Genomic DNA, 19,338 nt, shown 5'->3' on the forward strand with positions numbered 1-19,338 from the left:
AAGGACATCCTGTGAGATGTCCTTTTTTTCTATTTACCGTCCCAGCATTCGAGAGATGGTTACATCCTTGTCGAACAAATGGTGTTTAACTGCCCCAAGGATATGCAATGCAATTGATATCACCATTATCGGAACCAGAATGCTGTGTAATGTGCTGCCAAGTTCTGCAAGGGTTTCATTCAGAGGCAGGGCTCTTGCAGGATTGTCAGGGTTTGGGTTTCGTGCAATCAACTCAATCCCAAATACCCCAAGGCCATTGCCACCGGCAACCGACATCATCAGTCCTGATATAGGGAACAGGGCTGTTCCGACTATCAGAATCCAGTGAACAGCTTTAGCTGTTTTTTTCTGCCATTCCGGGGAATCTGAGACATCTTCCAGCCAGCCCTCTTTCAATCGCCAGGCAATTCGGGCCAAAATCACGATAAGGGCAATAAAGCCGAGTGACTTATGTACCGGGTAAAGTGCGAATGTTTCTGTCTGGTGCATGTATATGCCCATTGCCATAATGACCAACATGGCGCCTGCAACAATCCAGTGTAGAGAGATGGTGGTTTTAGAAAGTTTCTCTTTTGTCATGCTGACGTTACCTTAATGTTGTTGTGGTTTTGGGTGAATTTTGCGCACCATCAGAAATCCAGACAACAGAAATTACGCAACTTTACATTTGTCGAACAATAATGGATGGACGGATATTGAAATACCTTCAAGTTGAAACCTCGGATGCTCCGGATGCCTGCGTTATCTGGCTGCATGGCCTTGGTGCTAGTGGACATGATTTTGAAGCTGCAATCCCGGAACTGGGGTTAGACACATCTCTAAAGATTCGCTTTATTTTTCCCCATGCGCCTCAAATCCCCGTAACGGTAAATGGCGGTTATGTTATGCCTGCCTGGTACGATATTTTGCAGATGGGAGAAGGCAGGAAGATTAATAAAGCGCAATTGATTGAGTCTGCTGCTGCTGTGACGGACTTAATCAATCACCAAATTGATGACGGCATCAACAGCCAACGGATAGTACTTGCGGGATTCTCACAAGGCGGGGCAGTGGCCTATCACGCAGCTCTGATGTTTCCCCGGAAGCTGGCTGGGTTACTGGCTCTTTCAACGTATTTTGCTACCGCCGAAGAGGTTCGCCTTCAGCCTGAAAATTCAGGGCTGCCAGTGATGGTGATGCATGGGGAATACGATCCGGTTGTTACACCACGGCTTGGCCGGGAAGCGTTGGGAGATCTTGTTGCTCTTGGTCTTGCTCCAGTGTGGAGAACCTATGCGATGGAGCATTCGGTTTGTATGCCGCAACTCAGGGACATTGGAAAGTGGATCGCAGCACGTCTGTCGTAACAGCACGTGTTGCCTGGACAGGAGATACATATGAACTCGTCAGGAAACTGCCGTTGCAACTCAGTCAGTCTACATGTATCCGCTGAGATAGATTTCTCGGAATTAAACCCACGGCGATGTGACTGTGACTACTGCCGGGAAAAACCGGCTGCCCTTATCAGCCACCCGACGATGGAGGTAGAGGTTGGGGTTCCGTTGAATTCTATGAAAGCAGAGCAAAATGGTGACCGACTGGCAACGTTTTATCGTTGCAAAACCTGCGATGACCTGATTGTGGTTGGGGCGAAAATTGACGGTGAATGGAGAGGGGCCGTCAACGGAGAGTTGCTGTCTTGCCGTTCTGAACTTGGGGATGACGTAGCGATCAGCCCCAAAAAACTGTCACCCTCGGAAAAGCAAGCCCGATGGAAAAAGCTGTGGGCCAAGATTATAACCGCCCATTGAAATCGCTTCGTTCAGCACTGCACCTGATCAATCAGATATTGTCGGACTTTGGTCGATAACCAGCTTTGAACATCACCAGGTGCGGCGTTTCCTGGCCGGATGACATGGAAGCTTCGCTGGTTACGGGCTTCACCGTGACGAAGGACGCTGAGTTGTGCTTGCTGGAGCTCTTTTCTCATCAAAACGGCCGGAACCTTTGCCCAACCCAGCCCATCTACAGCAGCATCCCGGATGTATTCATAAAAGGTGAGGGCAATATAATCCTCTGAAATTTCGCCACGCTTTGGCATCAGGGACGGTTCTAGGTGGGACAGTGTAATTTCCGTGTGCTGTGCCAGGTCGGTGTTGGATACGTAGCTTAACCTGCTGAGGTTATGCTCCGGTGAACTGACCAGGTAGACATCCATATTTCCTAAAACCGGTGCGGTAAGGTTATCGCTCACTTCGCACCCATTGACCATACCATAGGCCACATCTGCAAGGTTCTCATCTACCAGGGAAGGCAGCTCCGGTGTAGAAACTACGTAAACGGAAATAGCCGTGTGAGGAAAACGGACACGCAAATCTTTGAGCCAATCTCGCCAGAACCGTTCAGGAATTGCATCGTCCCGCGCAATTCGGAGTACCGGTTCTGTGCCACTCATAGCCTGTATCGCCCGGCGCATAATGGTCTCAGACGCCGCTGTTATGCGCTCTGCTTCGGGGAGAATACTGTTTCCCAGCGGTGTGAGGGTTATCCGGTTGCCGCTTCGCTGAAACAGCGGCATACCCAGTTCATCCTCCAAGGCTGCAACAGCTGCACTTACCGTTGTACGGCTTGCTCCATGTATTCGGGCTGCCTCAGCAATTGAGCCAGTTTTGGCTACATCGAGGAACAGCATTAACTGACGGGTTTTCATGATGTTTTCCGGAAGGATCAGGCAGTAAAAGTATACCGTTTATGGTTGAAACATAAAAAACAAAACCCCTCGCGGGGAGGGGTTTAAGTGGTTTTCAGTTCAGGCTGCTATTGAACTTTTCGTACCTGAATGATCATGCCCATAAGGGGGTGATCAAGGTAGTGTGTTTCACCACTGCGCATACGGCGTTTTTGTTTAAACGCGTAGTCCTGCAGGACACTCTCTGTACGGTAGGTCTTTTCGATTTCCTGCAAACCGCCAAATTGAATGTCGCTGTTACCTGCTTGCGCCGCGGTATCCGCTACCTCGGTAACCGGAGCACCTTCCTGGTTGGTTTCCTGTTCCGGTACCGCTGGAATATCATCGTTCACATTCACTAGTACTTCACGGGTGCTGGGTTCACGCAGCACCATATCTGTTTCAAGGAACAGATAATGTTGGACGTATACACGCAGGATGCCATCAAGCTCGAAGAGGCCGCCGGTGGCATGGGCTGCATCGTAGGCTGGGTCAAGTGGGGCTGCATTAAGGCTGCTGCCATCCGGGCGGAACATATCAGCCCAGTTTTTACCTGCGCTCAGTCGAAGCTTAGGCATATATGGGCGGGCACCGTCACCTTGACGCCAGGCCATATGTACCAGAGGCGTGAAACCGGCATGGTTACGCAGTTTCTGGTACTCGCTGTTCAGCTCCCAGTGGTTTTTCGACAAAAGGGTAATGCCTCGTTTCCTCAGTGCCGCTTTATCGGACAGGGAGATTGAGTTGGCATAGTCGATATCGACCAGCTTTTCAGGCCAGTGTTCATTGACAGTAGCCGGATCCTGGTTGCGTTTGAAAAGGATAATTTCCACATCAAAAAGACGTTGAGCAAAGCTTGGCCAACTGACGAGGAAAAGCAGAAGAAATACCAGTCTCTTCAAAATAAGACTCCGTTTAAAACAAGTCCGGGCAGGCCATTAAGCCTGCACCGCGGTCACTTTATGATTCTCAAATTGCTCAATGAGCGTTTGTGCAAACCGGATGCGATCCGGGTTTTCCTTAATCGCTTCGACCACTTTCAGGCGGGTTGGGCCATCCAGGCGGTAAGTCTGTGGGCTCGATTGTAACAGACCAACCAGAAAAGCGGGATCAATCGGTGCATTTTCATTAAATTCAATGGCTCCGCCCATTGGTCCAAGTTCCAGCTTGCGAATGCCCAGATCGGTGGCAGACAGTTTAAGCCGAGCCAAGGTAAGCAGGTTCTTGGCTGGCTCAGGCAACAAACCGAAACGGTCAATCAACTCCACACGGAGCTCGTCGAGTTCATCGTCGTTTGAAGCACTGGCAACCCTTTTGTACAGGGATAGGCGAGTGTTGATATCCGGCATGTAGTCATCTGGCAGCAGGGCAGGTACACGCAGTTCCACTTCGGTTTGCTCGTTAAGCAAATCATCGAGAGAAGGCTCTTTACCTTCTTTCAAGGATTCGACCGCCTGCTCAAGCATTTCCATATACAGTGTGAAGCCGACGGTCTGGATCTGGCCGCTTTGTTCATCGCCAAGCAGTTCACCGGCTCCACGAATTTCAAGGTCATGGGTCGCAAGTGTAAATCCGGCACCCAGGTCTTCCAGCGAAGCGATAGCCTCCAGACGTTTTACGGCATCTTTTGACATGCGCTTAGGGTGTGGCGTCAGCAGGTAGGCATAAGCCTGGTGATGTGAACGGCCTACCCGGCCTCGTAACTGGTGTAACTGCGCCAGACCGAAACTGTCTGCACGGTTGATTATGATGGTGTTAGCCGTTGGGACATCAATACCGGTCTCAATGATGGTAGTACAAACCAGTACGTTGAACCGTTGATGGTAGAAGTCACTCATTATGCGCTCGAGCTCTCGCTCGCGCATTTGTCCATGAGCGACGGTAATACGCGCATCCGGTACCAGTTCAGCCAGGTCGGAAGCTGCTTTTTCAATAGACTCTACGTCATTGTGCAGGAAGTAGACTTGGCCACCACGCATGATTTCACGCAGGATAGCTTCCTTCACCGTCACTTCATCTCGTTCTCGAACGAAGGTTTTTACTGCCAGGCGGCGGGAAGGTGGAGTTGCGATAATCGACAGATCCCGAATACCGCTCATTGCCATATTGAGTGTTCGCGGAATGGGTGTTGCGGTCAGGGTCAGGATATCCACATCTGCCCGCATGGCTTTGATTTTCTCTTTCTGGCGGACACCAAAGCGGTGCTCTTCATCCACAATGAGAAGACCAAGATCAGCAAATTTGATGGTGCCCTGGATCAGTTTGTGGGTACCGATGAGGATATCCACTTTCCCGGCTTCTACGTCCGCAAGGATCTGGTTTTGCTCTTTTGCAGATTTGAAGCGGGACAGCACCTCTACCCGGATTGGCAAGTTGGCAAAACGGTCACGGAAGTTTTCAAAGTGTTGTTGGGCAAGCAGGGTTGTCGGAACCAGCACGGCAACCTGTTTTGCGTTATGCACGGCAAGGAAAGCTGCCCGCATTGCCACTTCTGTTTTTCCGAAGCCAACATCACCACACACCAGACGATCCATGGCAATGGGGCGGCACATGTCGGAAAGCACAGCATTAATTGCAAGTGCCTGATCGTGGGTTTCCTCAAAGGGGAAGCCGTTAATGAAATCGATATAAGCTTCATGGTCGTGCTTGAACGCAAAGCCTGGTTTGACCGCACGTTTGGCGTAGACATCCAGAAGCTCAGCAGCAACGTCCCGTACCTTTTCAGCTGCTTTGCGGCGCGCTTTTTCCCAGGCTTCTCCACCAAGTTTGTGGAGTGGGGCTGCCTCTTCTGCCCCTCCGGTATAGCGGGTGAGAAGGTGAAGGGAAGATACCGGCACATAGAGTTTGGAACCTTTCTGGTATTCCAAGGTGACGAATTCAGTTTTCAGGCCACCGGCTTCGAGTGTCTGCAAGCCCTCATACCGACCTATGCCGTGTTTGAGATGGACGACCGGTTGGCCCGGCTGGAGTTCAGCAAGCGTACGGATTATGGTTTCGCTGCTGACAGCCGCTTTTTTGTCATTACGCCGACGGCGTTGGGCTACCCGCTCGCCGAACAGATCAGTTTCACAGACAAGGGAAAAACCCGCATCTTCGAGGATGAAACCTCTCTCGGCCTGACCAATAATCAGCGTGACCCGGCTGGGTGCATCAAGTGCTTCGTAGACCGAGTTGCAAACCATTGGTCGCAGTTTAATCCGCGACAGCATATCCAGCAGCGCTTCACGACGGCCTTCTGACTCAACTGAGAAGACAACCTTGCCACTGAACTGCTCGCAAAATTGGCGCAACGCACCCATTGGTTCTTTAAGCTGATGGTTAACATTCAGGTCCGGCAGTGGCTGGCAACTGATATTAGTCCGCCATTTTTTACCTTCAACCTGAGCATCAGTGAGCATGATTCGCGGAATAGGCTTGAGCAAAGAGAACATTTCATCGGTTTCAAGCCATAGGGAATCTGGGGCAAGCAGTGGGCGCATAGGGTCAACACGGCGCTGGTCAAACCGGTTTTCCGCATCTGCAAGAAACTGCTTTCCTGCTTGTTCCAAATCACCTACGGATACCACCAGAGTATTGTCCGGCAGGTAATCGAACAGAGTTGCCATTTCATCAAAGAACAGAGGCTGCCAGTATTCTATACCGGCAGGCAATGTACGCTTGCTCACCTGCTGGTACACCGATTCAGGCTCCCGGCGGGCGTCAAACCGTTCACGCCAGCGACCACGGAACTGCTCTATGGCTTCCGGATCTGTGGGGAATTCTCTAGCCGGGAGTAGGCTGATACTGTCTATTTCAGTAATTGAACGCTGGGTTTCCGGATCAAACTCCCTAATAGTGTCAATTTCGTCGTCAAAGAAATCGATTCGCAGGGGTTGCTGGCTGCCCATCGGGAAGAGATCAAGGATTGAACCCCGTGAGGCGTATTCCCCATGCTCCATTACCTGATCAACATGGCGGTAACCGGCACTTTCCAATTGGCTGCGCAGCTTTTCCAACGAAAGCAGATCGCCTTTTTTTACTACCAATGCATGCTTGGTCAGGAAGCTTTTGGGTAATACCCGTTGGAGAAGCGTATTGACCGGCATGATAACGATCCCAGACACCAGTTGTGGCATCTGGTACAACAGAGACAATCGCTCGGAGATGATGTCCTGGTGAGGGGAAAAATTATCGTACGGGAGGGTTTCCCAATCTGGGAAAACTTCACATTTTTCCGGCGTAAACTGGCTGACTTCACCCTCAAGCCGCCTGGCAGTCTGGCTGTCGGGGGTAATCAGGAGTACGGGGCCGTTGTGGCGGTTGGCGATATCACCAATGGTCAGTGCCAGAGAGGAACCGATAAGGTTCCCCAAGTGCTGCTGCTCTCCGGCTTTTGGCGTTTGGAGGGCGGAAATAACAGGAATTGGTTTCATTTGAAGACGTTACTTGTTTTCTTCTCTTTTTAAGGCGCGCTGCCTCAGAAGTTTTTGTTGAAGGTGAAGTGCAGCACGGATGAGTATGTCCTGGTCCGGCTCTTGAAGCCGGGTATAGCGAATGCCAATAGCATACCTGCCCTCAACTTCTTTACAACCAAATACCTCACCATAGCAGTAGATTGCTGCTGCAGGGTGGTGAAGGAATATTTTTACACGGGTAGAGGTTCCCTTGTGCAAAGGCTTGTCTGAAAAATAGGTCAGGCTGCTGGCACCGAAAGTTTCGGTTTTATGACGGAACTTGGGGTTGTCCTGGTTTGCCAACATAAAGTTGAGCAGGAGGTCGAGTTTTTTATTCTGGGTGTTGAGGTAATTCAACAGTGCATGGCTGTTTTCGATTTTCATCGCAGCCAGGTCTTTTTCCATCGACTCGTCTGATTCCGCACATTCGCGGGCAATCCTGAACAACACTGGGATTTCAGCTTCAAAAGCTTCTTTATCCGGAATATGTTCACCTTCCGCGAGCGGCTCAACGTTTACGGTGAGGTGAGCGTGTACTGAGAAATATTCGTCCTGACTCATTATTAGCTCTTTCGGTTGGTTATGGCTTGATTATCACGCAGGAAAGGCACCGCTACAAGGTAAGTTCCTCTTTTGCTGTATAATGCATCGTTTCGGAATGAAAATCGGAAGCGGAACTTACCTGCATGTCATAAATTGGTGATGTCTTGTCGGAACCATGGAAATCCCTGTTGTCTAACGTTATCCTCAGGCCTGAAAACAAGGCAATTATCAGGAGGATGTCAGAATATTCTCCGTTTGCCATCTAGACAGGAAATAAAAAACAACAATGTTCTATCCACTACCCGTTTTTATTGGCTGGCGCTATGCAAGAGGGAAGTCCGGGGACAAATTCAGCCGGTTTGTGTCGGTGATGTCCACTGCTGGAATTACCGTTGGTGTGTTGGCGCTGGTGACCGTGCTGTCCGTGATGAACGGGTTTGAAAGTCAGCTCAAGGGCAGGATTCTTGGTGTTTTGCCACATGCCATTGTGGGTGGGCAACACCAGCCGGACTCCAGCAAACTTCTCACCTGGCCACATGTCACTAAAGTTGCCCCCGTACTGGAAAGTGAGGCAGTGGTTCAGAGTGCTTCAAGCCTGTCTGCTGGGCAGTTGTTAGGCATTGATCCTTCAACACCTGATCCTATCGGTTTGCATATGATGAGGGGCTCCCTGGATAGCTTGCAGCCGGGAAAATACCATATTGTTTTAGGTCGGACGCTGGCGCGAAACTTAAAAGTCAGGATCGGTGACAAAATAAGGGTGATATCCACCCAGGCAAGTCAATTCACACCGTTGGGTAGAGTGCCATCGCAACGTAACTTCGTCGTTTCTGGTATTTACGATACCGGCACGGATGTGGATGACCAGCTTTTCCTTGCCAATATCAAGGATGTGAGCCGTCTCCTGAAACGCCGGTCATCGCAAGGTTACGACAGCCGTCTTTATCTTGATGATCCATACGCCATCTCCGAAGTGGCGAGATTTGCTTCAAAGACTGGTGTGGATTGGCGCGACTGGCGTGCACAGCGAGGGGAGTTGTTTCAGGCTGTCAAAATGGAGCGCAATATGATGGGGCTGATGCTGGGCCTGATTGTGCTGGTGGCGGCTTTTAATATTATCTCTGCCCTGGTGATGGTGGTCATGGAAAAACAATCTGAAGTGGCAATCCTCAAAACCCAGGGTATGACAAACGGACAGCTGGTATCCATCTTTGTGGTGCAGGGAGGCAGCAGCGGCGTTATTGGCGCGATAGTTGGCGGTTTACTGGGAACCATGCTCTCACTCAATATCAATACAGTGTTACCCCTGATGGGAATTAACCTGCTTGGTGGTAACTTTATGCTGCCAGTGGTAGTTGAACCCCTCCAGATTACTTTTGTTGTTGTCTGTGCTGTCTTGCTCAGCCTGGCAGCGACCTTTTTCCCTTCTTTAAAAGCGGCATCCGTACAACCTGCCGAGGCGCTGAGATATGAATAACCCATTACTTGTCTGCAACAACGTTACCAAATGCTACCGCGAAGGGACGCTGGAAACTGAGGTACTCAAAGGGGTTTCATTCAGCATTCAGGAAGGGGAGCTCTGTGCCATCGTCGGAACCTCGGGCTCTGGTAAAAGTACACTGCTGCATGTGTTGGGGGCACTTGATGACCTAACTGACGGCAATGTGATATTCAAAGGGCAGGATGTCCACCAAATGGGCAGTCAGTCACAGGCCCGTTGGAGAAACCAGCACCTGGGTTTCGTATACCAGTTCCACCATCTTTTGTCCGACTTTACGGCGCTTGAAAATGTGGCGATGCCATTGCTGATAGGTGGTGTAAATACAACGGAAGCTAAGCGCAAAGCCACTGAGATGCTGGAAACGGTTGGATTGGGTCACCGACTTCATCACCGCCCGTCTGAAATGTCTGGTGGTGAGCGTCAGCGTGTTGCCATTGCACGTGCGGTTGTTACCCGTCCGGCATTGGTACTGGCTGATGAACCAACCGGTAATTTAGATCATCAGAATGCACTTGAGATATACAGCCTGATGAGACGTCTTAATCAGGAACATGGCATGGCGTTTTTGGTGGTGACCCACGACCAGGGACTTGCGGCCAAAATGGATCGGCAGATGAAAATGCAGGATGGGGTGCTGACCGGTGGGGAAACCGTTGATGTTTAAACCGTTGTCACTCTATATTGCTCACAGGTTCAGTAAAAGCCGCTCACGAAACAAGTTGGTTTCATTTATTTCGCTTTCTTCTGTGATAGGGATTGCCGTTGGGGTGATGGTGATCATTGTCGGCCTTTCAGCCATGAATGGCTTTGAAAGAGAGCTACAAAACCGAGTGTTGTCTGTAGTACCGCATGGAGAACTTGAAGGTGTGCGGGGACCTGTTGAAAACTGGCGGCAGGTGGTAAAGGAAGCCGAGCAGAATCCCGATGTTACCGGAGCTGCACCCTATGTCAGTTTTACTGCTCTAATGGAAAAAGGCACAAAGCTTAAATCTGCACTAATACGTGGTATCGATCCCTCAATTGAATCCCGTCTTGGTGGCCTGGATAACTTTGTCGGGAAATCTGACTGGCAAAAACTGGTACCGGGTGAGCGTGCCCTCATTATTGGTAAAGGGATAGCTGACAAGCTGGGTGTTAAAGAGGGCGACTGGCTGACGGCAATGATTCCGCAGCCTGAAAATGAAAAAGGACTGTCGGCCCCGACCCGCGAGCGCCTGCATGTGGTTGGAATTCTTACTCTGGGGGGACAGATTGACCATACCCTTGCATTGGTCCCTATTCAGGATGCGCAGAGCTACCTTGGCATGGGTGACGCTGTCACAGGTGTTGAACTCAAGATGGACAACCCCATGGAATCGCGTCGAATCATCCGTGAAGTGGGTGCCACCGTTGATGCTTATGTTTACCTGAAGGACTGGACACTGCAATTTGGCTACCTGCACCGCGATATCCAAATGGTTCGTACCATCATGTATCTGGTGATGGTGCTGGTAATAGGCGTTGCCTGTTTCAACGTGGTATCGACTCTGATGATGTCTGTTAAGGACCGTGCGTCAGATATTGCTATTTTACGTACCATGGGAGCAAATGATTCGATGGTGCGGGGAATCTTCGTCTGGCATGGCCTGTTGACTGGACTGTTTGGCAGTTTTGCTGGTGCTGTTTTAGGGTCGATGGGAGCTCTCTACCTGACGCCAATCATAAAGAGCATTGAAAACCTGACCGGTCACCAGTTCCTCTCCGGTGATATCTATTTCGTTAACTTCCTTCCGTCACAGCTGGTTTGGACAGATGTAGTGCTGGTGATGGTTACCGCCTGGCTTCTGAGCCTTATCGCAACGTTGTATCCCGCGATGAGGGCATCCAAGCTGCATCCGGCATCGGTGCTGAGCGGGCGTTAACCGAAGGAAAGTAAGAGACTACTACTCTCATTTTGCTTCTGACTACTAAAAGAAAACGGCGTGAACTGCATCGCAGTCACGCCGTTTTCTTTTGTCAGTTTTTCAGCCTGAAGGTCTGTTGTGTCGAGAAGATCCTTGTGACCCCGATAATTTGTTTTTACAGACGGTAGTTTTATACCAGTAGGACTCATTAGTTGGTCAAAATGGTCAACGAGTTAGTTGAGCTGGTATTAATCCTTGTCAGTTTTCCGTGGCAAAGGGATACCTGGAATACGGGCCAGAATACGTAGTTTACGTTTGCGCCAGCTGCGAACTACTGAATAGCGCCAAAGGCCACGAATACCGAAATAGCCAAGAAGGGCACATACAGTTCCGGTCAGGAAGCACCCCAAAAGGAAAGGTTGCCAGATCGCGCTCATTTGGTGCAACAGGTATTCCCAGGAAAGCTCAAAATGGAACGGTTGATGTGGGGTATGCATCAGGAATGCGCCCAGTTTGTAGCACCCGTAAAAAAGGACCGGCATGGTGATAGGGTTACTGATCCAAACCAATGCAACAGAAAGTGGAAGGTTGACACCAAACAGGATCGCCAAACCGGCGGCCATGATCATCTGACTTGGGAGTGGAACGAAGGCCATAAAGAGGCCGACAGCAAACGCTCCGGACGCTGAACGACGGTTCAGGCACCAAAGGTTTGGGTCATAGAGAAGATTTCCAAAAACCCTCAGGGCTTTTTGCTCCCGAATCTTGTCGTGATTCGGCATGAATTTTTTAATTATTTTTCTTGGCATGGCTCACGCATCTATTCGCACCAAAAACATTCTTAATCAGGTCACACTGGGTAGTGTTGCCGCCATATCTTCACTTCCCTGGTGGCCGGTAATCCCTGACCTTACCGCTTTAACGGTTTCGCTCCTTGCGTGGCTTTCCTTGTGCCTAATGAGGCGATGGGTTATTCCAGGTCACGGTATTGCTACCGGACTGCTTTGTGGTGTGTTTATTGCGGTGGTTGCAGCTACTGGTTACAGCAACAACGTAGCAAAGGTTAACAACACATATGGCGTGAATAGTACCATAGTTGGGAAGGTTGACAGCCTTTTTACAACGGATAAGTCCCAGAAAAAATTCATCCTTTCTGTTACTGAGCTTAATGGTAAGCCCGTCAATAAGTTAAAGCTCCGGCTGTATTGGCGAACTGAACAGTTGTTACAACAAGGGCAGGTATGGTCGTTTTTGGCGCGCATTAAACCACCAAACGGTCGTGTGAATCAGTCAGGTTTTGACTCGGAGCATTATTTTGTAAGCAAAGGTATTCACGGAAAGGGCTCGGTAAAAACAGGTACGTTAATTCGGAACAGCGTTTCTCTTCGTCAGTATTTCTATCATTCACTGAAACACTATTTTAAAGAAAAACGTTACCCGCAATATCTCGTTGCCCTGAGTTTTGGAGATCGTTCGGGGCTGGAAAGTAATGATTGGTCGGCGCTAAAAAGCAGCGGATTGCTGCATCTTATGGCCATTTCCGGGCTGCACATCGGTTTGGTGTTCGGCCTTGGATGGTGGCTGGGAAGGGCGGTGACCCTGTTCATCCCGGATGGGAAATTTTCGCTGGTACTTCCTCTTCTCCTTGCATCCTCCGTTGCAACGTCTTACGCCTGGGCGGCTGGATTTTCGCCGCCAACCCAGCGTGCATTGGTAATGTGCGTAATTACTGCCATATGTATGTTTGGTGGTAAGCGTGTGCCAATCCAGACCATATTGCTTTTGGTTCTCTGTATTTCACAGGCAATAGACCCACTGGGTGTTTTCAGTTCGGGGTTCTGGCTCTCTTATCTGGCTGTATTTGTACTTTTAATATTGTACCAACATGTTGTAGCGAAAAATTCGGGAAGTTGGGCGAAGGGGCTGAAAGCACTGAAAGCACTGAAAGCACTTTGCTGGTTACAGGCCGGGATGTTTGTTGCAATGTTGCCTGTCCAAATCCTGCTGTTTGGTGGATTCAGTCCAATTTCTCCCATTGCCAATCTGCTTGCGATTCCCTGGGTCAGTGTTACGACAGTTCCTGCAATTATTGCCGCTCTTGCGAGCAGCCCTATCAGCCCAGTGTCAGGGCTTTTTTGGACACTGGCGGATATTAGCCTTTATCCGTTGATTACCTTGGCTGAGACAACCCAAGGCACTTGGGTCACTCTGCCGGGGTACCTGGCTGGATGGGGGTTATGTGCTTTTCTTTCGATAGCTGCATTTGTGATGATTCCGGGGAAACGGATTACCGTCCTAAATCTGGTGCTTCTGATAGTCGTTGTCGGTTGGAAAAATACTGGTCTCGAAAAGGAGAGCTGGCAACTGGACATACTGGATGTCGGGCACGGTCTTGCAGTTATTATCAGTAAAGATGGCAGGGCTGCCCTTTATGATACCGCTTCAAGCTGGCCAGGCGGGTCATTGGCTGAAATAGCCATTGCTCCCGTTCTGTATGATATGGGTATCACCCAATTGGATGCATTGTTCGTTAGCCACAGTGACAGCGATCATGCCGGTGGCAGTAAATGGATTATGGAAGAATTCCAGCCTGAAAATGCTTTTTCTTCCGCGAATCAGGCTGGTTTTGGGCCATGCTTGTCAGGAGAAAGTTGGGTTTGGCAGGGGCTAACATTTGAGATGCTATGGCCCCAAACCCGGGTCGTTCGTGCGGACAATGATGAGTCCTGTGTGATTCGGGTATCTGATGGCACTTATTCAGTGCTTCTTACTGGAGACATCGAAGAAAAATCCGAGTTGGCCCTTGTTGGCTTGGACTCCATAGAACTCAAGGCTGACATTCTGGTTGTGCCTCACCATGGAAGTAAAACATCATCGTCCCCGTCGTTTATTGAGGCCGTATCGCCCCAACTGGCTCTGGTTTCTTCGGCTCGATTCAATCCCTGGAATTTGCCCGCTGATGACGTCGTAACAAGATATACCAGCAGGGATATTCCCTGGTTTGAAACAGGCCGCTCAGGGCAACTGTCAGTCGTATTTTCTGACGCAGGGTGGCGTCTTATTCGCCAAAGGCAAGACAAACAATGGTTTTGGTTTCGCAAGCTGTTTGGAGACGACCTACAAAACGAGTAGAATGCGGCGTAATTCTTTTCGACAAGTGATATTCGATGAGCGAGTTCCAAGACCGATCAACCTGGGAAACATTCAAACGCCTCTGGCCGATGATTCGTGTCTATAAAGCCGGGATGATCGTCGCTGTTATTGCCCTGGTGGCAAACTCGGCAGCTGATACCCTCCTGATTTCCATGATTAAGCCTCTGCTGGATGAAGGCTTTACCTACGATAAAGTATCGTCCGATTTCCTTACCTGGATGCCGTTGTACCTGTTACTGTTGATCTTGCTGCGCGGGGTTTCGGGTTTTGTTTCCACTTACTGTCTGTCCTGGGTGTCCGGCAATGTGGTGATGAAGATGCGCCGTATGGTGTTCAACCACTTTATGTCCATGCCGGTCAGCTTCTTCGACAAAGAATCATCGGGAAAACTGCTGTCCCGTATTACATACGATTCAGAGCAGGTTGCTGCTGCAACAAGCGGGGCATTGGTGAACATTGTCCGTGAAGGGGCGATGATTATTGGCCTGTTGGTAATGATGTTCTGGAACAGTTGGCAGCTTTCCGCCATCTTGCTGGTGATTGCGCCGGTAGTTGCCTGGGCGATTGGTGTTGTTTCCAAGCGTTTCCGTAAAATTTCGCGCAATATGCAAGAAGCCATGGGTCATATGACATCATCGGCGGAGCAGATGCTGAAAGGGCATAAAGTTGTTCTCAGCTACAACGGCCAGCAGGTAGAGAGCGATCGCTTTGACCAGATGAGTAACCGTATGCGCCAGCAATCCATGAAGCTGGTGGCTGCACAGGCCATTGCAAACCCGGTTATCCAGTTTATTGCGTCTCTGGCACTGGTGGTTGTCCTGGTTCTTGCCAATACCGAATCAATCCGCAGCCAGCTGACCCCAGGTACATTTGCAGTCATTTTCACTGCAATGTTTGGACTGATGCGTCCACTGAAATCGCTGACTAACGTTACATCCCAGTTCCAACGCGGTATGGCAGCAAGCCAGACCCTGTTTGACCTGATGGATATGGACGGTGAGAAGGATACCGGCAGCCATGTTGCCGAGCGCGTAAAAGGGGACGTAAAGGTAGATAACATCACCTTTACCTATCCAACCAAGGATACGCCTGCGCTCAGAAGCATCAGTTTTGACCTGCCTGCCGGTAAAACACTTGCTCTGGTAGGACGCTCAGGTTCAGGCAAGAGTACTATTGCCAACTTACTTACCCGTTTCTATGAGATAGATTCCGGTGAAATTCGGCTAGATGACATTAACCTGACGGAATACAAACTCTCTAACCTGCGTGAACAGGTAGCAGTTGTTTCCCAGAACGTTCACCTTTTCAACGACACTATCGCCAACAATATTGCCTATGCTGCAACAGAGTCTTATTCCCGTGAGCAAATTGAACATGCAGCGAAACTGGCCCATGCTACAGGCTTTATCGAAGGCATGGACAACGGCTTTGATACCGTTATCGGTGAGAATGGAGTAAGCCTGTCTGGTGGCCAGCGACAGAGATTGGCCATTGCCCGTGCATTGCTTCGTGATGCTCCGGTACTGATTCTGGATGAGGCAACCTCTGCCTTGGATACTGAGTCAGAAAAAGCGATACAGGCTGCGTTGGATGAGCTGCAAAAGGATCGTACCGTGCTGGTAATCGCACACCGCCTGTCAACAATTGAGAATGCTGACCAGATTCTTGTGGTGGATGAAGGTGAAATCATTGAGCGTGGTGACCATAAAACCCTGCTTGAAAAAGAGGGTGCTTATGCCCAGCTCCACCGTATCCAGTTTGGTGAGTAACGGCCCGGATGAGTCAGTTCATTGAATCACTCTGGTTTGGGGGCAAGCACAAATGGCTTGCTCCCGTACTGTGGCCTTTGAGCAAACTCTATGGCTCGATCGCCGGCAAGCGCCGGGCGGAATTTATTTCTCAGCGAGAGGCCGCGTACCGGGCACCGGTACCAGTGGTGGTGGTGGGAAACATCACTGCCGGCGGAAACGGTAAAACCCCCGTGGTGATTTGGCTTGCTGAGCAACTGAAAAGCCGGGGATTTAACCCAGGTGTAGTCTCCCGCGGATATGGTGCGAAAGCGCCAAGCTACCCATTTGTTGTCACCGAGGAAACGTCCGCGTCAGAATGTGGTGATGAACCATTGCTTATCCACCGCCGTACCGGCGTACCCGTTGTTGTGGACCCCGTTCGCAGCAATGCGGTTAAAAAGCTACTGACGTTCGATGTGGATATTGTGATTACCGATGACGGTCTTCAGCATTACAAGCTGGACAGGGATCTGGAGTTCGTTGTCATTGACGGTAGCCGCCGCTTTGGCAATCAACAGTACATTCCCCTGGGCCCTTTGCGCGAAGGGATTGAACGCCTGGATTCTGTTGATTTTCGTATTTGCAATGGTGGATCTGCAGCAGAGGGTGAAATACCCATGGCATTAAAACCGGCTGATGCCATCAATTTGGTGACCGGTGAAAAACGTGCCGTATCCAAGTTGGATAACGTGGTTGCCATGGCTGGTATCGGACACCCAGATAGATTTTTTAATACCCTTAAGTCTTTGAAACTTAATCCGGTACAAACACGCGGATTTGCTGATCACCAGGCGTTTGAGCCTACCGAACTTGAACGGTTGGCAGAGCAGGGTAATCATTTAATCATGACCGAAAAAGATGCGGTAAAGTGTTACCGTTATGCAAAGGAAAACTGGTGGTATTTACCGGTAGACGCAGATATTCCAGAGGAAGATGCAAACCGGATACTTACCCGTATTCAAGAGATTAAGGAACAGTATGGACCATCGACTGCTTGAAATCGTGGCCTGCCCAAATTGCAAAGGCAAGCTCAATTACGATAAAGAAAAACATGAGCTGGTATGTAAATTTGATCGCCTGGCTTACCCAATCCGCGACGGCATTCCGGTTATGCTGGTGGATGAAGCCCGCGAAATGAGCTCAGACGAGGTTAAATAATGGGATTCGTTGTCGTTATTCCAGCCCGCTACCAGTCCAGCCGCCTACCGGCCAAACCGCTGGCAGATATCGGTGGCAAACCGATGATTCAGTGGGTATACGAGCAAGCGAGCAAGTCCGGAGCGGATCAAGTGATTATCGCCACTGATGACCAGCGCATCGCTGATGCGGTTGAGGCGTTTGGTGGTGAGTACTGCATGACATCTGCAGATCATCAATCCGGTACTGAGCGTTTGGCTGAAGTGGTCGACAAGTACGGTTTCGCCGATGATCAGGTGATTGTCAATGTTCAGGGCGATGAGCCGCTGATCCCGCCGGTTATTATTCGTCAGGTCGCCGATAACCTGGTTCATAGCAATGCGCCAATGTCGACACTGGCTGTTGAAATTGACCATGTTGATGAGCTTTTCAACCCTAATGCGGTAAAAGTGGTGACCGACAAGAACGGCTTCGCCCTGTATTTCAGCAGAGCAACCATTCCGTGGGACCGTGATAACTTTGCCAAAGAGCCTAAAGAGGTTCACCAAAACCTGATGCGCCATATCGGTATTTACGGTTACCGAGCAGGTTTTATTAAGACTTACATTACTTGGGAACCAAGCCCGCTGGAGAAAATTGAAGCACTGGAGCAGCTTCGGGTACTTTGGTACGGTGAGAAAATCCATGTTGAAGTTGCACTCGAAACACCGCCAGCCGGTGTAGATACACCGGAAGATCTGGAAGCGGTGCGCAAGCTGGTTTGCTGAGTACACTTATCTCGGGGACCGAGAGACGAGTGGCGAATTAAAAGCAATGAAAAAAGGGGGAAGCTGTTGCTTCCCCCTTTTCTGTCTCGTAGCGGATTTTACTGTTTCAACCTGACTTTAGCTTTGTGTCGCCAGTTCAGGTTCGCGGCGTGCCATCACGGTCAGCGAGTAGCCGATGATTACGGTTGCTGCACACACCATCATTACTTCCATGACAGTCATCAGTCCATTTGCCGCCAGGGCAGAGACCACACCACTTGCCAGGAAGCAAACCATTGTCTGCAGGAAGTTCAGCAGGCCAGCAGCGGTTGCGCTGCACTGTTTGAAGTCTTCCAATGCCTGGTTAACAACAATTGGGTATACCGCACCGTTTGCAACAGCCAGCAGGCAGAACGGCGCCAGTACAGGCCAGATAACGGATGGGTTGAATTGCCATGTGATAGCGAACATGACCACAATGCTGACAACAAAAAGCTTCAACAGCCAAGGCAGGATAGTGGTGCCTTCATAACGGCCCAGCAGCGAGCGGCAACCATAACCACCAAGGATAAAGGCGATAGTTTGAGGTACGTAGCTCAGGCCAATATCCGCGCCTGAATAACCCATTTCAGTCATTACAAATGGTGATCCGGTCAGCCAAGCGAAGAACGCAGCAGAGCAGCCTGCAAAAATCATCATGTTACCGATGAATTTTTTTGACTTTAAAATAACCGAATAGTTTTTCTTAATATCTTCAATAGGATTGCTGTCTTTAGACAGGTTTTTGTTGCTTTCTTCCTGACGCAGGGTCATGGCAATCAAAGCAATACCAATTGCAATCAGAGTAAAGAAGATGCTGCGCCAGCCAAGATGTGCCTCAAGGAACGCACCTGCTAATGGTGCCAGCGCTGGAGACAGGGCGACCAGCGGCATGATAGTTGCGAAAACACGCTGACCTGTAGAGCTGTCATAGCGGTCGATAACCACTGCCTGCCAGATAACAGTGGCTGAGCAAGCTCCTAACGCTTGCAGGAAACGTGCAGCCAGGAATACTTCAATGCTGGCAGACACTGAGGTTGCAACTGTCGCGATGGTAAACAGGGCAAGTCCACCAACCAGGACACGTATACGGCCATAGCGGTCAGACAATGGGCCGTAAATCAGTTGACCAAGCGCCATGCCCAACAGGAACAGGCTCAGGCTCAGACCAATCAGGGACTGGGTAGTCTCCATTTCAGTACGGATGGTTTCAAATGCAGGCAAATACATGTCAGTTGCCAGGAATCCCAGCATACTGAGCAGTGCAAACCAAAGAAGGGAAGAAAAAGGAAGTTTGGTTTTCATAATAATAGTGTGGCTTTTTAAATTTGGTGCCAGTTTATTGATAGAAGCTATGACTGTGAAACGCTATTATTTCACTACTGCTTTCAAAAAATTTCACAGCA

Annotated in this window: 17 protein-coding genes; 10 read left to right on the top strand and 7 right to left on the bottom strand. The window is 49.9% G+C overall.

Annotated elements, in window-relative coordinates:
• Positions 1 to 33 precede the first annotated feature (33 nt).
• Positions 34 to 579, bottom strand: coding sequence for a cytochrome b (locus NF212_RS07630; protein WP_434360304.1), 546 nt, complete (start codon positions 577 to 579; stop codon positions 34 to 36).
• A gap of 113 nt (positions 580 to 692) precedes the next feature.
• Between NF212_RS07630 and NF212_RS07635 the strand changes: the two genes are divergently transcribed.
• Positions 693 to 1,346, top strand: coding sequence for an alpha/beta hydrolase (locus tag NF212_RS07635; protein ID WP_434360852.1), 654 nt, complete (start codon positions 693 to 695; stop codon positions 1,344 to 1,346).
• Between the two features lie 30 nt (positions 1,347 to 1,376).
• Positions 1,377 to 1,790 carry a GFA family protein gene (locus NF212_RS07640; protein WP_434360306.1) on the top strand — a complete coding sequence of 138 codons (414 nt, stop codon included), beginning with the start codon at positions 1,377 to 1,379 and terminating at the stop codon, positions 1,788 to 1,790.
• An 11-nt stretch (positions 1,791 to 1,801) separates the two neighbouring features.
• Here NF212_RS07640 and NF212_RS07645 read toward each other — a convergent pair whose 3' ends face one another.
• The 4 genes from NF212_RS07645 to NF212_RS07660 form a co-directional block, all read right to left on the bottom strand.
• A complete protein-coding gene (locus NF212_RS07645; RefSeq protein WP_434360308.1) occupies positions 1,802 to 2,689 on the bottom strand; it encodes a LysR family transcriptional regulator in 888 nt (295 codons plus the stop codon).
• Positions 2,690 to 2,796: 107 nt separating this feature from the next.
• Positions 2,797 to 3,609: a peptidoglycan binding protein CsiV gene (locus tag NF212_RS07650; RefSeq protein ID WP_434360310.1), complete on the bottom strand. Its 813-nt coding sequence runs from the start codon at positions 3,607 to 3,609 to the stop codon at positions 2,797 to 2,799.
• A 36-nt stretch (positions 3,610 to 3,645) separates the two neighbouring features.
• Entirely contained in the window at positions 3,646 to 7,119 is a 3,474-nt protein-coding gene (gene mfd / locus NF212_RS07655; RefSeq protein ID WP_434360312.1) for a transcription-repair coupling factor, read from the bottom strand.
• 9 nt (positions 7,120 to 7,128) lie between these two features.
• Positions 7,129 to 7,701: a PilZ domain-containing protein gene (locus NF212_RS07660; protein ID WP_434360314.1), complete on the bottom strand. Its 573-nt coding sequence runs from the start codon at positions 7,699 to 7,701 to the stop codon at positions 7,129 to 7,131.
• A gap of 268 nt (positions 7,702 to 7,969) precedes the next feature.
• Between NF212_RS07660 and NF212_RS07665 the strand changes: the two genes are divergently transcribed.
• Genes NF212_RS07665 through lolE form a run of 3 tightly spaced genes read left to right on the top strand, consistent with a single transcriptional unit; the run spans position 7,970 to position 11,085 of the window.
• Positions 7,970 to 9,160: a lipoprotein-releasing ABC transporter permease subunit gene (locus NF212_RS07665; protein ID WP_434360316.1), complete on the top strand. Its 1,191-nt coding sequence runs from the start codon at positions 7,970 to 7,972 to the stop codon at positions 9,158 to 9,160.
• Positions 9,153 to 9,848, top strand: a complete 696-nt coding sequence (lolD, locus tag NF212_RS07670) for a lipoprotein-releasing ABC transporter ATP-binding protein LolD (RefSeq protein WP_434360318.1) — start codon at positions 9,153 to 9,155, stop codon at positions 9,846 to 9,848. Before NF212_RS07665 ends, lolD begins: the two co-directional genes overlap by 8 nt.
• A complete protein-coding gene (lolE, locus tag NF212_RS07675; RefSeq protein WP_434360320.1) occupies positions 9,841 to 11,085 on the top strand; it encodes a lipoprotein-releasing ABC transporter permease subunit LolE in 1,245 nt (414 codons plus the stop codon). The genes lolD and lolE overlap by 8 nt, the downstream gene beginning before the upstream one ends.
• 230 nt (positions 11,086 to 11,315) lie before the next feature.
• Here lolE and NF212_RS07680 read toward each other — a convergent pair whose 3' ends face one another.
• The gene (locus NF212_RS07680; protein ID WP_434360322.1) at positions 11,316 to 11,876 is read right to left on the bottom strand and encodes a DUF2062 domain-containing protein; all 561 of its coding nucleotides are present in this window, start codon (positions 11,874 to 11,876) and stop codon (positions 11,316 to 11,318) included.
• Between NF212_RS07680 and NF212_RS07685 the strand changes: the two genes are divergently transcribed.
• The 5 genes from NF212_RS07685 to kdsB are packed head-to-tail and all read left to right on the top strand — an operon-like array spanning position 11,848 to position 17,914.
• The gene (locus tag NF212_RS07685; RefSeq protein ID WP_434360324.1) at positions 11,848 to 14,199 is read left to right on the top strand and encodes a DNA internalization-related competence protein ComEC/Rec2; all 2,352 of its coding nucleotides are present in this window, start codon (positions 11,848 to 11,850) and stop codon (positions 14,197 to 14,199) included. The genes NF212_RS07680 and NF212_RS07685 overlap by 29 nt on opposite strands.
• Positions 14,200 to 14,234: 35 nt before the next feature.
• Entirely contained in the window at positions 14,235 to 15,989 is a 1,755-nt protein-coding gene (msbA, locus tag NF212_RS07690) for a lipid A ABC transporter ATP-binding protein/permease MsbA (RefSeq protein ID WP_434360326.1), read from the top strand.
• Between the two features lie 8 nt (positions 15,990 to 15,997).
• Complete coding sequence (gene lpxK / locus NF212_RS07695) at positions 15,998 to 17,008, top strand: tetraacyldisaccharide 4'-kinase (protein WP_434360328.1); 1,011 nt, start codon at positions 15,998 to 16,000, stop codon at positions 17,006 to 17,008.
• The gene (locus NF212_RS07700; RefSeq protein WP_434360330.1) at positions 16,989 to 17,168 is read left to right on the top strand and encodes a Trm112 family protein; all 180 of its coding nucleotides are present in this window, start codon (positions 16,989 to 16,991) and stop codon (positions 17,166 to 17,168) included. The genes lpxK and NF212_RS07700 overlap by 20 nt, the downstream gene beginning before the upstream one ends.
• Positions 17,168 to 17,914 carry a 3-deoxy-manno-octulosonate cytidylyltransferase gene (gene kdsB / locus NF212_RS07705; RefSeq protein WP_434360332.1) on the top strand — a complete coding sequence of 249 codons (747 nt, stop codon included), beginning with the start codon at positions 17,168 to 17,170 and terminating at the stop codon, positions 17,912 to 17,914. Before NF212_RS07700 ends, kdsB begins: the two co-directional genes overlap by 1 nt.
• Before the next feature lie 117 nt (positions 17,915 to 18,031).
• On the opposite strand, the gene punC is transcribed toward kdsB, so the two are convergent.
• Positions 18,032 to 19,237, bottom strand: a complete 1,206-nt coding sequence (punC, locus tag NF212_RS07710; protein WP_434360334.1) for a purine nucleoside transporter PunC — start codon at positions 19,235 to 19,237, stop codon at positions 18,032 to 18,034.
• Positions 19,238 to 19,338: the final 101 nt, after the last annotated feature.

The organism is Parasalinivibrio latis (assembly GCF_036825535.1).
GTDB lineage: Bacteria > Pseudomonadota > Gammaproteobacteria > Enterobacterales > Vibrionaceae > Parasalinivibrio > Parasalinivibrio latis.

What these genes read in the sequence shown, in the direction of transcription:
- msbA (WP_434360326.1), top strand. Translation starts at nt 14,235, where the DNA reads ATGAGCGAGTTCCAAGACCGATCAACCTGGGAAACATTCAAACGCCTC.
- NF212_RS07660 (WP_434360314.1), bottom strand. Translation starts at nt 7,701, where the DNA reads ATGAGTCAGGACGAATATTTCTCAGTACACGCTCACCTCACCGTAAAC.
- mfd (WP_434360312.1), bottom strand. Translation starts at nt 7,119, where the DNA reads ATGAAACCAATTCCTGTTATTTCCGCCCTCCAAACGCCAAAAGCCGGA.
- lolD (WP_434360318.1), top strand. Translation starts at nt 9,153, where the DNA reads ATGAATAACCCATTACTTGTCTGCAACAACGTTACCAAATGCTACCGC.
- NF212_RS07640 (WP_434360306.1), top strand. Translation starts at nt 1,377, where the DNA reads ATGAACTCGTCAGGAAACTGCCGTTGCAACTCAGTCAGTCTACATGTA.
- NF212_RS07700 (WP_434360330.1), top strand. Translation starts at nt 16,989, where the DNA reads ATGGACCATCGACTGCTTGAAATCGTGGCCTGCCCAAATTGCAAAGGC.
- NF212_RS07680 (WP_434360322.1), bottom strand. Translation starts at nt 11,876, where the DNA reads ATGCCAAGAAAAATAATTAAAAAATTCATGCCGAATCACGACAAGATT.
- NF212_RS07630 (WP_434360304.1), bottom strand. Translation starts at nt 579, where the DNA reads ATGACAAAAGAGAAACTTTCTAAAACCACCATCTCTCTACACTGGATT.
- kdsB (WP_434360332.1), top strand. Translation starts at nt 17,168, where the DNA reads ATGGGATTCGTTGTCGTTATTCCAGCCCGCTACCAGTCCAGCCGCCTA.
- NF212_RS07645 (WP_434360308.1), bottom strand. Translation starts at nt 2,689, where the DNA reads ATGAAAACCCGTCAGTTAATGCTGTTCCTCGATGTAGCCAAAACTGGC.
- NF212_RS07685 (WP_434360324.1), top strand. Translation starts at nt 11,848, where the DNA reads ATGAATTTTTTAATTATTTTTCTTGGCATGGCTCACGCATCTATTCGC.
- punC (WP_434360334.1), bottom strand. Translation starts at nt 19,237, where the DNA reads ATGAAAACCAAACTTCCTTTTTCTTCCCTTCTTTGGTTTGCACTGCTC.
- NF212_RS07665 (WP_434360316.1), top strand. Translation starts at nt 7,970, where the DNA reads ATGTTCTATCCACTACCCGTTTTTATTGGCTGGCGCTATGCAAGAGGG.
- lolE (WP_434360320.1), top strand. Translation starts at nt 9,841, where the DNA reads ATGTTTAAACCGTTGTCACTCTATATTGCTCACAGGTTCAGTAAAAGC.
- lpxK (WP_434360328.1), top strand. Translation starts at nt 15,998, where the DNA reads ATGAGTCAGTTCATTGAATCACTCTGGTTTGGGGGCAAGCACAAATGG.